This is a genomic window from Anaerobacillus sp. ABR4_321, assembly GCF_056158505.1.
In genome coordinates this window covers 1781456-1795735 of sequence record NZ_JBSWTK010000001.1, presented here as the reverse complement: position 1 = coordinate 1795735, position 14280 = coordinate 1781456, and the positions used below count along the sequence as shown (strand labels likewise).

Annotated in this window: 16 protein-coding genes; 4 read left to right on the top strand and 12 right to left on the bottom strand. The window is 39.7% G+C overall.

Annotated features, from left to right (window positions below):
• Nucleotides 1-69: 69 nt before the first annotated feature.
• The gene (locus ACXADT_RS09240; protein ID WP_474834364.1) at nt 70-3438 is read right to left on the bottom strand and encodes a DNA polymerase III subunit alpha; all 3369 of its coding nucleotides are present in this window, start codon (nt 3436-3438) and stop codon (nt 70-72) included.
• 194 nt (nt 3439-3632) lie between these two features.
• Here ACXADT_RS09240 and ACXADT_RS09235 point away from each other — a divergent pair, with 194 nt between their 5' ends.
• From ACXADT_RS09235 to ACXADT_RS09225, 3 genes are all read left to right on the top strand, one after another.
• Nucleotides 3633-3965: a YtrH family sporulation protein gene (locus ACXADT_RS09235; RefSeq protein ID WP_224878724.1), complete on the top strand. Its 333-nt coding sequence runs from the start codon at nt 3633-3635 to the stop codon at nt 3963-3965.
• Nucleotides 3965-4471, top strand: coding sequence for a sporulation membrane protein YtrI (gene ytrI, locus ACXADT_RS09230; protein ID WP_474834362.1), 507 nt, complete (start codon nt 3965-3967; stop codon nt 4469-4471). Before ACXADT_RS09235 ends, ytrI begins: the two co-directional genes overlap by 1 nt.
• 99 nt (nt 4472-4570) lie before the next feature.
• A complete protein-coding gene (locus tag ACXADT_RS09225; protein ID WP_270179567.1) occupies nt 4571-4756 on the top strand; it encodes a YtzJ family protein in 186 nt (61 codons plus the stop codon).
• Between the two features lie 55 nt (nt 4757-4811).
• Here the strand turns inward: ACXADT_RS09225 and ACXADT_RS09220 are convergent, their stop codons facing one another.
• Nucleotides 4812-5750, bottom strand: a complete 939-nt coding sequence (locus ACXADT_RS09220) for a DHH family phosphoesterase (protein ID WP_270179568.1) — start codon at nt 5748-5750, stop codon at nt 4812-4814.
• A 110-nt stretch (nt 5751-5860) separates the two neighbouring features.
• Between ACXADT_RS09220 and ACXADT_RS09215 the strand changes: the two genes are divergently transcribed.
• Entirely contained in the window at nt 5861-6163 is a 303-nt protein-coding gene (locus ACXADT_RS09215) for a YtpI family protein (RefSeq protein WP_474834360.1), read from the top strand.
• 38 nt (nt 6164-6201) lie between these two features.
• Here ACXADT_RS09215 and ACXADT_RS09210 read toward each other — a convergent pair whose 3' ends face one another.
• From ACXADT_RS09210 to ald, 10 genes are all read right to left on the bottom strand, one after another.
• Nucleotides 6202-7512, bottom strand: a complete 1311-nt coding sequence (locus tag ACXADT_RS09210; protein WP_270179570.1) for a DRTGG domain-containing protein — start codon at nt 7510-7512, stop codon at nt 6202-6204.
• A gap of 107 nt (nt 7513-7619) precedes the next feature.
• Entirely contained in the window at nt 7620-7865 is a 246-nt protein-coding gene (locus ACXADT_RS09205) for a hypothetical protein (protein ID WP_474834358.1), read from the bottom strand.
• 109 nt (nt 7866-7974) lie between these two features.
• Complete coding sequence (locus ACXADT_RS09200) at nt 7975-8655, bottom strand: metal-dependent hydrolase (protein WP_474834356.1); 681 nt, start codon at nt 8653-8655, stop codon at nt 7975-7977.
• 68 nt (nt 8656-8723) lie between these two features.
• The gene (locus ACXADT_RS09195) at nt 8724-10268 is read right to left on the bottom strand and encodes a polyamine aminopropyltransferase (RefSeq protein ID WP_270179573.1); all 1545 of its coding nucleotides are present in this window, start codon (nt 10266-10268) and stop codon (nt 8724-8726) included.
• A gap of 26 nt (nt 10269-10294) precedes the next feature.
• Nucleotides 10295-10690 (bottom strand): DUF350 domain-containing protein, encoded by a 396-nt coding sequence (locus ACXADT_RS09190; protein ID WP_270179574.1) that lies wholly within the window; start codon nt 10688-10690, stop codon nt 10295-10297.
• Nucleotides 10691-10709: 19 nt separating this feature from the next.
• Complete coding sequence (locus ACXADT_RS09185; protein WP_270179575.1) at nt 10710-11282, bottom strand: DUF4247 domain-containing protein; 573 nt, start codon at nt 11280-11282, stop codon at nt 10710-10712.
• Between the two features lie 26 nt (nt 11283-11308).
• Nucleotides 11309-11980 carry a PspA/IM30 family protein gene (locus ACXADT_RS09180; RefSeq protein WP_270179576.1) on the bottom strand — a complete coding sequence of 224 codons (672 nt, stop codon included), beginning with the start codon at nt 11978-11980 and terminating at the stop codon, nt 11309-11311.
• Between the two features lie 13 nt (nt 11981-11993).
• Nucleotides 11994-12506 carry a DUF4178 domain-containing protein gene (locus ACXADT_RS09175; protein WP_270179577.1) on the bottom strand — a complete coding sequence of 171 codons (513 nt, stop codon included), beginning with the start codon at nt 12504-12506 and terminating at the stop codon, nt 11994-11996.
• Nucleotides 12507-12557: 51 nt separating this feature from the next.
• Nucleotides 12558-13028, bottom strand: coding sequence for a DUF3939 domain-containing protein (locus tag ACXADT_RS09170; protein WP_474834353.1), 471 nt, complete (start codon nt 13026-13028; stop codon nt 12558-12560).
• A gap of 81 nt (nt 13029-13109) precedes the next feature.
• Nucleotides 13110-14231 (bottom strand): alanine dehydrogenase, encoded by a 1122-nt coding sequence (gene ald / locus ACXADT_RS09165; protein ID WP_270179579.1) that lies wholly within the window; start codon nt 14229-14231, stop codon nt 13110-13112.
• Nucleotides 14232-14280: the final 49 nt, after the last annotated feature.

Genomic DNA, 14280 nt, shown 5'->3' with positions numbered 1-14280 from the left:
TTTGTATAGAAAGTGGTCAGACCACTCTATTTTCACCATTATAACAAATCACCAATTGCTGTAAAGAATTTATCGAGTCTTTTTAACTACATTGTTCTCACCTAATAAATTTTTTAACCGATCGATACAAGTCGTGGATAGTTGAACAAACCACTCTTTACCTAGTTTAACTGTTTTCTCTGATTGGCTATAGTAGAGCACTACAGCAGAATCACCCTTATTTTCTCTCAATACACTCTTTACTTTATCTAACGTATCGTCTTTTTGATGATGCTCTTCGATTTTCAAGAATAATATATCAGAGGTTTTTTTAGGAGTAATGTCTTCTAGCCTCTTTGCTCTAGAAACAACAATATTTGTACTTTCTCCTCTTTTTTGCACAACCCCATCTATATAAACAAACTCTCCCTTTTGAAGAATTGTTGACGTTTCTTCCCATGTATCTGGAAAAACGACACCTTCCATTTCAGAAGTTTCATCTTCAAGCGTAATAAATGCCATCATCTGTCCTTTTTTTGTACGGATACTTCTCGACTTTATCACTTCTGCTGCTATTCGAAGAGGCTGTCGATCAGAAAACATTAATCCTTCAGAAATGACCGTTCTTTGATAGCCTTGGATGTTCTTCAAATAAGGATCGATTGGATTTGCAGATAAATAAAATCCTATCGCTTCTTTCTCAAACGCGAGTAATTCCTTTTCTTCAAAAGGAGGGACACTTTCGTAAGGAGGTTCTGACTCGGAACTACTGAATAAACCAGGTTGATCCGGGTCGCCTTGTTCAGAAGCGAAGTTCATAGCAGATTCGAGCGTTGCTAGAATAGATGAACGCCCCACCTGAAAATCATCCATCGCGCCAGCAAAAACCATGGATTCAATCGCTCGTTTGTTTACGATTCTTAGTGACACTCTCGAACAGAAATCGAATAAGCTTTTGTAAGCCTCGTTTCCTCTTTTCATTACAATTTCCTCGATAGCATTTTTTCCAACGTTTTTAATTGGTAATAAACCAAATCGGATAGCTTCCTCTTCTACAGTAAACGTACTGTTACTCTTATTGATTGAGGGGGGAAGGATCTGCAAGTCTTTCTGATGACACTCTGACAAATAGCTAGATAACCGATCCTGATTTCCAATTGCGGATGTTAATAAACTCGCAAAGAAATACCTTGGATAGTTAGCTTTTAAATACGCAAGGTGGTAAGCAATGATACTGTATGCAACAGCATGACTACGATTAAATCCATAGTTTGCAAACCGTACGATATACTCGTATATTTCTTCAGCCGTTGCTTTCGTATATCCTTTTGCTAAGCAGCCCTTTATGAAATGCTCTCGTTCAGATTCGAGCACATCTCGCTTCTTTTTTGAAACGGCTCTTCTTAATAAGTCAGCTTCTCCTAAAGAAAATCCAGCTAGCTTAGATGCAATCTGCATAATTTGCTCTTGGTACACGATCACACCGTAAGTTGGTTGAAGAATCGACTTTAGATCAGAATGTGGATAGTGGACGGGTCGTTCATTATGCTTACCCGAAATAAATAATGGAATATTCTCCATTGGACCTGGTCGATATAGAGCATTTACTGCAACAATATCTTCAAACTCAGTAGGTTTCAGCTTTCGAAGCACTTGCCTCATACCATCAGATTCAAGTTGAAACACCCCTGTTGTATCTCCAGCTTTAAGCAAAGAAAATGTCCCGTCATCATCCATTGGGATCGATGAGAGCGATACACGTTCACCTGTATTACGTTCGATATCCTTTAAAATCCCCTCGATCAGTGTTAGATTACGTAACCCAAGAAAGTCCATTTTCAATAATCCTATTTCTTCTAGGTCATTCATCGGAAACTGAGTTAAGCTAATATGATGACCTTCTTGTAAAGGAACATAATCGGTTAAAGGAGCAGCAGAAATAACGACGCCAGCTGCATGTGTTGAAGTATGTCTAGGCAGACCTTCGATCGTGCTCGCGATTTCAAAGACTCTCGCGCATTCTTCTGAATTCGAAAGCACCTTGCGAAGCTCTGAAGATGCCTCTCTCGCTTCGTGTAACGTTATGCCAGGTTGAGAAGGAATTGCTTTTGACATCGCATCGAGCAGTTTCGTATCTACTTCCAACACTTTTCCCACATCACGTATCGCAGCCTTAGCTGCAAGCGTTCCAAAAGTTACGATCTGAGCAACATGATCGTGCCCATATTTCTCGTGTACGTAGTCGATTACTTCGTCACGACGTACATCAGGAAAATCAATATCGATATCAGGCATCGTGACTCGCTCAGGATTTAGGAACCGTTCGAAAAGGAGATTATGCTCAATCGGGTCAACATTTGTGATGTTTAATAAATAAGCGACTAATGATCCTGCTGCAGATCCCCTTCCTGGTCCTGTGATCATCCCATTCTCGTGAGCGTACTTCATAAAATCCCATACAATTAAGAAGTAATCGCTAAACCCCATCTTACTAATGATCGAAAGCTCATAATGTAAGCGATCATCGATCGTTTGATTTGCTGATCCATAGCGAGCTTTCACTCCTTCACGACATAAGGTCTCAAGGTACTCATCAGCATTTTGTCTATTAGGAACTGGGTATTCAGGAAGGTGTGTTTGATCGAAGGATAAGTTCACGTTGCACTTGTCTGCAATGTGGATGGTTGATTCGATCGCATCATGATACCCTTCAAAACGTTCGATCATCTCTTTTTTGCTCGTTAAATAAAACTCATGGTTAGGAAGACTTACATGGTCTTTCTCTTCATAGCGCACTCCGCTATCAATGCACTTAAGACAATCATGCGCTTCTCCATCACCTTTTGATATGTAATGCACCGCATTCGTTGCGGTAAGGTGTAAGTGTGCTTTTTTAGCAAACCTGTAAATCAGCTGATTCAGCTGCCTTTCTTCGCGTAAATAATGATCTTGCATCTCTAAATAAAAGCCCGATGAGAAAGCTCTCTTGTACTCAACCGCGTACTGTAATGCAGCCGTTTCTTCGCCTTTTAATAGTAAGTCTCCGATCACAGACCCTCTTGCTCCAGTCAACGCGATGATTCCCTCTGAAAGATTTAACAGTTCTTCTTTTTCAATGGAAGGTTTTTTCTTTCTAGAGTGCTTTATGATCGTAGAGATTTTCAATAAATTATGGTAACCTTCATTCGATTCTGCAAGAAGCACTAAGTTATCGTAACGTCTAGGCTCAGTTGAAGTCATATTCGAAGAAAGTACTTCAACCTCTAGACCGATTATCGGTTTAATTCCGTTTTCAACGCATGCTTTATAGAATGGAATCGTTCCGTACATTGTCCCCTTATCCGTTAAAGCAAGTGACGTATATCCTTGTTCTTTTGCTGCTTTCACAAGCTCTCTTACTCTGCTCGGACTATCTAAAAGACTATATTCGCTATAAACACGCAGATGTACAAACTCCATATGAAATCCCACTTTCACTTTACTGTTACTTCCATTATAGATACTCTTACCTTCTCAAACAAACATTATCAAGCATAACCCACCTTCCTTTTCGCATAGTCTTTATTAAAGGTGGACTAGATGATATGTGCTAGTTTTCGATACTCACTATAAGCGCGCTCAATATTCTTAAACTACGAAAGAAGGAGTTTCCAATGGAGAGAGTAACACTCGTCACATTGATCATAGCTTTTTTTGTTGCTTTTGGAGTGATTGTTGGTGGGTCTATCATTGGTGGAATCGGAGCATTTCTTTCAGGAGAACCACCTCTGCACTGGATATATGTTGTGGCTCAACGGCTAAAAATTTGGGCGATTGCAGCTGCAATCGGTGGGACGTTCGATACGATCAACAATATGGAGAGGAGCTTCCTCAGTGGATCTCCAGATGAAATCATGCGGCAATTTTTATGGATATTCTGTGCTTTAGGAGGAGCGCAAGCAGGAATGGAAGTCATTAACTGGTTTACACAGGAACGATCACACTGATGAGAGTACCACAAGTCTATACAAGAAAAGGGTGGCAGAAATTCCTTGCAGGTCTATCCGTAGGAGTTATTTTTGGATGGTTATTCTTCTTAATGCTTTTTGGAATCATGTATGAGAAGCAAATTACTACGATAAAGGAGCAAAAGATAAAGATTTCTGATCTTAAAACGCAAAATAGAACATTGTTAGATGATCAAGAGAACTACGATAATGAAGATATTGAAAAAAACCTTCACATTAAAGGAATCGTCGTCACGTTCGAAAAGGACCAAAATCTATCTCTAAACTCTCTTACGAAGCACGAATTGAAAAAGGCTGTCCAAGACGAACTGAATGATTTATTAAATAAGGACCTTGGTTCGGTAGCGCACACGAGGTCATTTATTATTAAATCACTCGAGAATAAATCATTACTGATAAACGATATAGAATATGGGTTTGAAGTCAAGCAAATGATCGTGTATACAACTGTTGAAGTTGTTCTTTCTATTCGCTTGATTCAATAAAAAGATTATACGATTTTGTGACATTTTGTCAGAAAAGTCGCATTTCTATATCTTGTAGTATATGATAAGAGTACAATAAGTTTATATGGAGGTGCAGCGATGGTTATCAATCGCAAAGAGCTAGCGAAATCAAAGGTAGCTGATTTAATGAACGGACGCTCAGCATACGCTGAAACCAAGGAATTAGCAACAATGATAAAAAAAGAACTGCAATCGCTCAATATCGACGTACATGAGGACGTGACAAACTTTGGTTCTTGGTTCATTCCTATTCCACAAGCCTAATTAGTAAAGACCGACTATCTCATTTTGAGGATGCCGGTCTTTATTTGTGTACAAATTAATAGTCTTTACAGGCTTTATCAAGCTCATCTAACACCTGATCTGCCTCTTCCCATGTATAGACAGTTGCTCCAGCGGCCATTGGGTGACCACCTCCGTTATACCTTGCTGCAATACTATTCACCACTGGTCCTTTTGAACGAAGGCGTACTCTGATCTGATCTTCTTCTTCAATGAAAAAGACCCACGCTTTTAATCCTGCAACGTTTGAGAACGAATTCACGAGCTGTGACGCTTCACTCGCAGTGACACCATAGGAGGAAATCGTATCATTCGTTAATTTAATCCAACCTGCTCCCCCATGATTCATTTCAAAATGTTGAAGAACATGTCCATTTAGCCTTGCTATATGCTGTTCTGTTTTATAAAGTTCGTTATAAAGAGCACCAGTATCGATCCCATGTTTAAGAAGCTCTCCTGCATATTCAAATGTTCGCTTAGTCGTATTTGAGAACATGAACCTTCCAGTATCTCCAACGATTCCTGCATATAGAAGAAACGCACCTTCATCTGAAAGCATGTATCCACGGTCTTTAGCATGTATGTATAGATCAACGATCATTTCACTCACAGAACTTGAAGACGTATCTACCCATAGAATATCGCCGTAGGGATCCTCATTTGGGTGATGATCGATCTTAATCAACAACTTCCCTTTATTGTAGCGATCATCACTAATCCTAGGCTGATTTGCCGTATCACAAACAATTACAAGAGCATCTTCATATTCCTCATCTGAAACCTCATTCATTCTGTTTAAAAACATAAGAGAAGGTTCCTCTTCTCCTACTACAAGTACTTTCTTCTTTGGAAACGTTGCTTTGATTAACGAAGCTAACCCACCTTGTGAGCCAAGGGCATCTGGATCAGGTCTTACATGGCGGTGTATAATGATCGTTTCATAACTTTCAATTGCATCTAAAATTTGTTCCTTCATTTCATTACTCCTTTCATATCCTTTACTATTTGTTAGGGAATCGTCATAGATTTTTAACCATAAGTTCTATACAATAGAGACGAGCCTTTAACATATGGAGGAAAGCATACATGCCAATCTTTTTTATACTAATTATATTCTCAATAGTATTTTATCTGTTTTACCGCGTGAAGTCATTCCGATCTCACGGAGTTGCAACCAAAGAGTGGTTAAATTCGAAAGCTGGCATTGCACTTGGGCTATTTCTCATTTTCTTTGCTATCAATTCGTTCACTATTTACATCACGACGGTTACATATATCGTTGGTGCGGTATTCATTTTACTCGGACTTGTTAATGTCGTCGTAGGTTATAAGAAATATAAACATTACCAGCCTTTCGCTATTCAAGAATACGAAAGCATGAACAAATAACGCTGAAGCGCCATGAGTTTTCTCATGGCGCTTTTGATTTACCGGTCGATTAATTGCGCCATCATTAGCGCCTTGCCTACGACAGTTCCTTCATGGTAAATTTCAACATCTACCTTTCCAAACTTACGTGAGACTTCAAGGACCTTCGGAATAATTTCAATCGTATTATCGATTTGAACAGGTTTAATAAAATATAACGTGATGTTTTCTACAACAAGATCACCTTTTTTATACTTCTTCAAGACCCTGCTTCCCGCTTCAGTTACAAGGGTCGTGAATACGCCATAGGAAAGTGTTCCAAGAAGACTCGTCATTTGTGGAGTCACCTCACAAATGTATCGACTCTCAGTATTTGTAGACACATCATTAAACCTACTTGTGATCAAATCATCAAAGGTTTCCCCGATCTGCGGCTGTTGCTGAATGAGCTGCAGCGCTTTTAGAACATCTTGTCTGCTAACGATTCCGATTAAGCGCTGGTACTGATCAAGCACTGGGAGCATCTCGATTCCTTCCCAAATCATCGTGTGAGCTGCTGAAGCCACGGACGTTTGCTCATTCACAGTTAATGGGTGTTTTGTCATCACCTTCGTAATAGGAGTCTCATATTGTTCCCCTAAAACGTCTTTGGAAGTAACGATTCCTTGAACTTTCATGTTTGGATCTACAACAGGGTATCGACTATGAAGGGTGGCTTCGTTTAATTCATGCCACCGCCCTACATTCTCTGTCGTAACGAGGAAGCTCGTCTTGGTTAATGGCGTTAAAATGTCACTTACTAGAACGATTTCTTTTTTAATCAACTGATCATAAATCGCTCGATTGATCATCGTCGCAACAGTAAAGGAATCGTAAGAGGTCGAAATGATTGGAAGTTCATATGCGTCCGCCATTGCTTTCACTTCATCTTCTGCATCAAATCCCCCTGTTATCAAAACAGCTGCACCTGCTTCAAGAGCGATCTTATGGACATTATCACGGTTTCCTACAATAAGAAGGCTTCCTGGGTCTACATAACGCATCATCGCTTCAAGTTTCATTGCCCCGATCACAAATTTATGCAATGTTTTATGAAGTCCGTTCTTACCACCGAGCACTTGTCCATCCACTATGTTAACGACTTCTGCATAAGTAAGTTTTTCGATGTTTTCTTTTTCTTTCTTAGTAATTCGAATCGTACCTACACGCTCAATCGTACTAACAGTCCCCTTATTTTCAGCATCTTTAATCGCTCTGTAGGCTGTACCTTCGCTTACTTTAAGCTCTCTTGCAATCTGCCGAACGGAAATCTTACTTCCTACCTCTAGCGTCTCGATATAATCCAGTATCTGTTCGTGTTTTGTTGTCAATTACTTTCACCATGCTTTCTATGGTCACATCTGTATCACTATCTAAACTTCTTCTGTTATAGTGGTGTTTGAATTGACTTCATTATACATAACTAATGTGTGCAACTTCAACGGCTGTACTGCTTTTTTCTCGTTTCTACTTTAGAATCTGCCAATGGACGCGAAATATTTGGGTTTTTCTCTTTTCTCCCAAAGTACAAGCCAACGAAGTTTCCTCCCAATGCCATTAAAGCAAGCACTAACCACAAGCCAAAAAACGCCCCTTCTAATGTTAGATCAAACTGAAAACGCGGCACTGCATCATATACTAAAAAAAGAATACACAGAACGGATAAAAAAAGTCGTTGCTTCACTTTCATTCCTCCCTAAACATTCTTATAAAAGGATATGAAAGAGCATGACCATTTAACACGTTAAAAAAGAACCGATGATAAAACCATCGGTTCTTTAAAGTAACGTCAACTATAACTTAATTGTATCCCTGGGCTTCATTACTTTGCCCTTATTTCCTTTTAACTTATCTACAAAAGCTTCTGGGTTTTGTTCGATGACAGGAAACGTATTGTAGTGAACTGGTACAGTTAAGTCTGCATTAATCCATTCTGTAGCGATAGCCGCATCATCAGGTCCCATCGTAAAGTTATCACCGATTGGGATAAAGGCGAGGTCGATCTTCACGTCTGAAAGCAGCTTCATATCAGAATACAACGCGGTATCACCAGCATGGTAAACTGTCTTACCTTCAGCAGTAAACAGAATTCCAGCAGGCATACCTGTGTAAATAATCTGTTTACTTTCCTCATCCATATAGCTTGAACCATGGAAAGCTTGCGTCAGCTTGACCGTTCCAAAATCAAATTCGTGTGCTCCACCTATGTGCATCGGATGTGTATTTAATTCTTTCCAGCCTAAGTATGTCGCAAGTTCGAAAGGTGCGACAACGAGCGCATCATTTCGCTTTGCAATTTCAACAGTGTCACCAACGTGGTCGTTGTGACCATGTGTAAGTAAGATAACATCACACGTTACCTCGTTAGCATCAAGGTCGCATTGTTCGTTACCAGTAATAAACGGGTCGATAAGAATCTTTGCTTTGTCAGTTACGATCTCAACTACTGAATGCCCATGAAATGTTACTTGCATCAAAACCGCTCCTTTACATGCTTAATAATGGATTCACCTGTTTTTTTCCCTTAGAACAATTTACTAAACTAATATTGTTGCCAAGCTCTCTCATATTTTTCGATAAGATTCGGCCGAATCAAAGTGTTTGGCTCGATGGTTACTTCATTTCCGTCCTCTATTATTGTAGAATCCTCGTCTTTACCAAATGCAGTTAAAGATGGAACAATTTCTGTCGTTAAATATTCGGTTTTGACCTTGATTCTTAAATCTTCACTGTTAACCTTTGTCCTCGTACCTAAAACGAATCCCCAATTCCCAAAACTCGGAACGTCTACATGAAGGTTTGTTGTATGTAACCCTGTCTCCTGAATGGTCTTTGAAATCGTCCAATAAGCTTCTGTTGCAAATACAGGGCTAGTTGCCTGCACCATCATGGCTCCTTCAGGCTTTAAGTGGTTTCTTACCAATGAGTAGAATTCCCAAGTATATAGTTTGTTCAAAGATTCATTATTTGGATCAGGAAGGTCACTTATGATCACATCGAATAGCTCAGTTTCATTCTCCAAGTATTTAAACGCATCAGCATTCACTACCTTGACACGGTCGTCATCAAACGCTTGTTGATTCAACTCTTCTAACATGTGATTGGCACGCGCGAGTTCGACCATGCGCGGATCAAGATCAACAACCGTGATCGAATCGACTTCATCATATTTAAGCAGCTCACGAACAGCAAGTCCATCCCCACCTCCTAAGAGTAGGATGTTACTTTTCTCCACACTTGCAGCCATCGGTACGTGAACGAGAGTTTCATGGTAGCGATGCTCATCACTTGAACTAAACTGCAGCTGTCCGTTTAAATATAGCCTGAGATCACCCTGTTCCTTTGTTAGAACGATTCTTTGATAAGCTGTTTCTTCAGAGTGTATGATAGGATCTTTATAGAGACGTTGCTCAAATGAAAAAGCGATTTCCTCACCGAACAATACTCCTGCAATCATTGTGACTAGTGCAACTGATGCAGCAAAGATATATATCCCTTTTCTCACAATTTCTTTTCTAAATGATATGATCATCCAGAACGCAACTAATATATTGATCAATGCAACGAGAAATGCTGACTTAACTAGTCCAAATTCTGGTCTAAGATAAAAGGCAAACAACAGTCCACCTACAAGTCCACCTGCATAATCTGAAAAAAGTACCCGCGCGGTACTTTTGTTCATCTCTACGCCTATTTCATTCGCTTTTCTAATTAAAATAGGTAATTCAAGACCAGTTAATCCACCTACTATGAGAATAATGCTATAAAGGAAAATTGCGGTTGACTCTTCACCTGCGATAGAAGTAATTCCAAAAACAGCAAAGCTTGAAATACCACCTATGATTCCAATCATAAGTTCGATGACAATAAACCTAGTTATAAGGTGTTTGACTACCTTTTCACTCAAAGAAGCTCCGATTCCCATGCCTGTAAGAAACAAAGAAATCGTAATCGTATACTGCTTTACACCATCCCCTAAAATGTAAGAGCCTAATGCACCAAAAAGCACTTCAAAGATGATGCCGCAAATTGAAACGATCCCTGAAGCCCAATACAGCTGACTGCTCTTATTTGTTACCCTACTCATGTCTTTCACCTTCAGCTGTCATATTCTTATGTAATGGATGCCCCCACTACAAATCCAAGTCCGATCGACACACACATCGATACGATCCCTACTGCTACCACACCTTCATGTAGCTTTTGTTCCACTGAAAAACGTCTTGTGAGAAAGTCAAAGATGTAATAAGCGACTAATTGTAAAACAACACCATATCCACCCCAAATGACAGTGTCTAAAACATCTGAACTGTGATAGATCGAGAAAGCTAAGATTAAACATATACCGATTATTTTTCCACCTATTGATAGTGCGACAGCTGTATTTCCTTTTTCGATCTCTTGCCAATCCTTATATTTAGTGGTAATCAATTCAAAGATGATTAACCCCGCTGCAACGACTACGATTGCTGCAATAAAATAGACGAACGTTAACAAAAATGGCCCCATTTTAATAACTCTCCTTTACTTATTTTCCTGTTCCTGGTCCTCCGCCACGGCTTCCAGAACCTCTAAATGAGGGGATTGTTGAAGGTCCTTTGTAATTTCCTCCAGTTGATAGATAGCCTCCATAACAATTCCCAAGGCTATTAGAACAACGTTTTTTTTGCTTCTTCCCCCAATCGTCAACGTCGAGAATCTCATCAAGTATGTAATAAGCTAATAAGCCATCGAAGAAACTTGGCTGATAATTGTCTCTAACGAATCCGATCGTTGCTACTTCTACAAGTGTGTTCGAATCACTTTCACCTTCTGTCAACGATACAATATAATCGTCATACACAAGAACTTGTTTACCATCTTTTAATTCGCTGACTTCATTCGGTTTAATTTGTTCTTGAAGATAGGAGGAGACAGCTGGAATATCTTTACCACCTGCTGTGTAAATCCTAGAAACATCACCAGTGTCCACGCTACTCTCCACAACATCTTCAAGTTGGTATTGATCCTCTACGACTTCCTGAATATCTTTCGTGATACCGCAAGCCGATATGAGTAGAACGAATGCTGTCAACAGAATTAATCCTGTCAGCCTTTTCATCCTTCCACCCCTTGAAGGGGAAAGAGTTATTCTTTCCCCATTTTTTTCTTAAGTTCTGCTAACTCATCGTCGATTCCATTGTTCTTATCGAGGGCATCTAGTTCATCATCTAAAGAGCGATCAGCAGAGCGCATATCTTCGCTCGTTTCAGCTTCAGCTTCATATTGAAGAACCTTTTCTTCCATTCTTTCAAAACCTCGTTTGGAATCGTCGCTACCGACTGAAGACATTGCACGGTTGATCTTTGTTTTTGTTTTTGCAGATTCCGCACGTGCTTTCAGACTATCTTTCTTCAATTTCATTTGGCGGTGTTCTTCTTTCATCTCATCAAGCTTGCTTCTTAATGAATCTGCATCAGCCTTTGCTCGTTCGTACGATTCTTTCATCGTTTCAGCTTTTGCTTGATGGTCTTTTTTATCTTCTAATGCTCTTTTAGCAAGCTCATCATTATCGGCTTCGAGTGCCTTCACAGCTTGCTCCTGACGCTTTTCTACCATCGCATTAGCGTCATCCCATTTTTTCTTGAGCATCTTTTCGTTAGCAATCTGCTTTGCTACAGCTGTTTCAGCTTCACGGATATCCGCTTCCATATCTCTCATAAACTGTTCTAGCATTTTGACCGGATCTTCTGCCTTATCTAGCGCAGCATTCAATTCTGATGACATGAGTGTTTTTACTCGTTTAAACATTTTAAACATTTATTTCATCCTCTCATTTGCTTCCTGCAAGTATTTTAATTTCGTATTCCTCAATCTCATACCCTTTGCTCACTTCTACTTCTGTACCCCAAACTTCAACTGACAGAAATTCATCTTCATTCTTATCAGAGAAGTCATAGTATTCTACTTGTTGTCCATTAAGGTTACTACCTCTACCTGTACCCGACACAAGCGCTTTACCACTTTCATCAAGGTGGAATGTTGTACCATCGACCTTCACTTCTTGAGGTATGGGCTTAGAGAGTTTCTCTTTTACTGCTTTGTATATTCCAAGCTCCAGCTCATCGTCCATCTCAGCACTCAACCAAATGGAAGATGACCCAGCTTGCAGTTGATAGGCATACCACTTGTATCCTTGGTTGTTATACGTTAGTGTCCCAACAACTTCGTAATCTTCAAGGTCATACGTGATGATATCCCCCACTTGAATGTTAAAAACATTCCTGTCTTCTATCTTAGGCTGTTCTTTGTCTTTTTTGCCAAATAACTTTGAAAGAAAACTCATATTCACACCCCCTATCCTATACTCTATTTACGGATTCACTCGCGAAAAGTTTCACGTTTTTTTAAAACGACTTACCATATGTTCTTCCATCGTGATATAGAAATCAAATGGTGGTTTTTCATCGATCAACGATTTCTTTTGTAACTTATAGATGCTTACTTTATGATAGGGGTCTCCTTCTATTATAGGAAGTTCATCTTCTAATCTTACATATGAATCTACAGCATTTTGCACTTTATCGATCCACCGAGGTATTTCACGATCCTGTTCTGTGAAAAGTTCAAAGGTTTCCCTAGACATATAGAACGGATTTGACGGAATGCCTTTTAAAAACGGAGCAAGAAGCGTCATATCTATTCTATTATCTTCAAGTACGAGAACTTTAAGTGATATTCCTTCCCGCTTCTGGTCTGCAAATTCACTAACAGCTCGACGGATATCTTCAAGTGAAGCGTCGATCACTTTATATGATTCAGAAGGAACAATGCCTTTCTCTTTTTTTCTCCAAAATTTAATGACCATTCCCCTCCTTCTATTTCGCTCAATGCTTTCCCTTTCATTATAGAAGAAAAAAGCAGCTGATCTCAGCTGCTTAACAAAGTATTAATTACTTCCTAACATTTTATTTGCACTGTTGTATTCTAAACCGTGAGCGTCTGCCACTGCTTCATACGTTACGAATCCGTCCATTGTATTGATTCCTTTTAGAAGTGGTTCGTTCTCTAGACAAGCAGTCTTGTATCCTTTATTTGCAAGTTGAATCGCATATGGTACTGTTACGTTCGTCAAAGCGATCGTTGACGTACGTGGAACAGCTCCAGGCATATTCGCTACTGCATAATGCACGACATCGTGTTTTGTATAAGTCGGATTATCGTGAGTTGTAATTTTGTCTGTTGTTTCAAAAATCCCACCCTGATCAATCGCAACATCCACGATTACAGATCCAGGCTTCATGTCTTTAATCATATCTTCTGTTACAAGCTTTGGTGCTTTTGCACCTGGTATCAAAACAGCACCGATAACGAGATCGGACTCTTTTACAGCTTCAGCGATGTTAAGAGGGTTAGACATCATCGTGTTGATTTCAGTACCGAAGATATCATCTAATTGACGCATACGTTCAGGACTAAGATCCATAATCGTAACGTCAGCACCTAGACCCATAGCGATTTTAGCTGCGTTCGTACCTACAACCCCGCCACCTATTACGGTAACTTTTCCTCGTTTAACTCCAGGGACTCCGCCGAGAAGGATACCTAGACCGCCTTTTGGCTTTTCTAGGAACTGCGCACCGATTTGGGCTGACATCCTACCAGCTACTTCACTCATAGGTGTTAGAAGAGGTAACGAGCCATTCGGTGCTTGAACGGTCTCATATGCGATTCCGATCACCTTATTTTCAACTAGAGCTCGAGTTAGCTCTGGTTCTGCTGCTAAGTGTAAATATGTAAATAAAATAAGTCCTTCACGGAAATAACCGTACTCTTCTGGTAATGGTTCTTTAACTTTCATAACCATTTCCATACTCCACGCTTCACTTGCAGTATCCACAAGGTGAGCACCAGCTTCAATATATTGTTCATCAGTAAAACCTGATCCAATACCTGCTCCCTTTTCAATATGCACTTCATGACCAAAATTAGTAAGACTTAAGACGCCAGCGGGTGTCATAGCCACTCTATTTTCGTTATTTTTTATTTCTACCGGTACTCCGATACGCATATATAATCCTCCTTCGACTTTCAAACTATAAATGGAAGGGTTTTTCTCA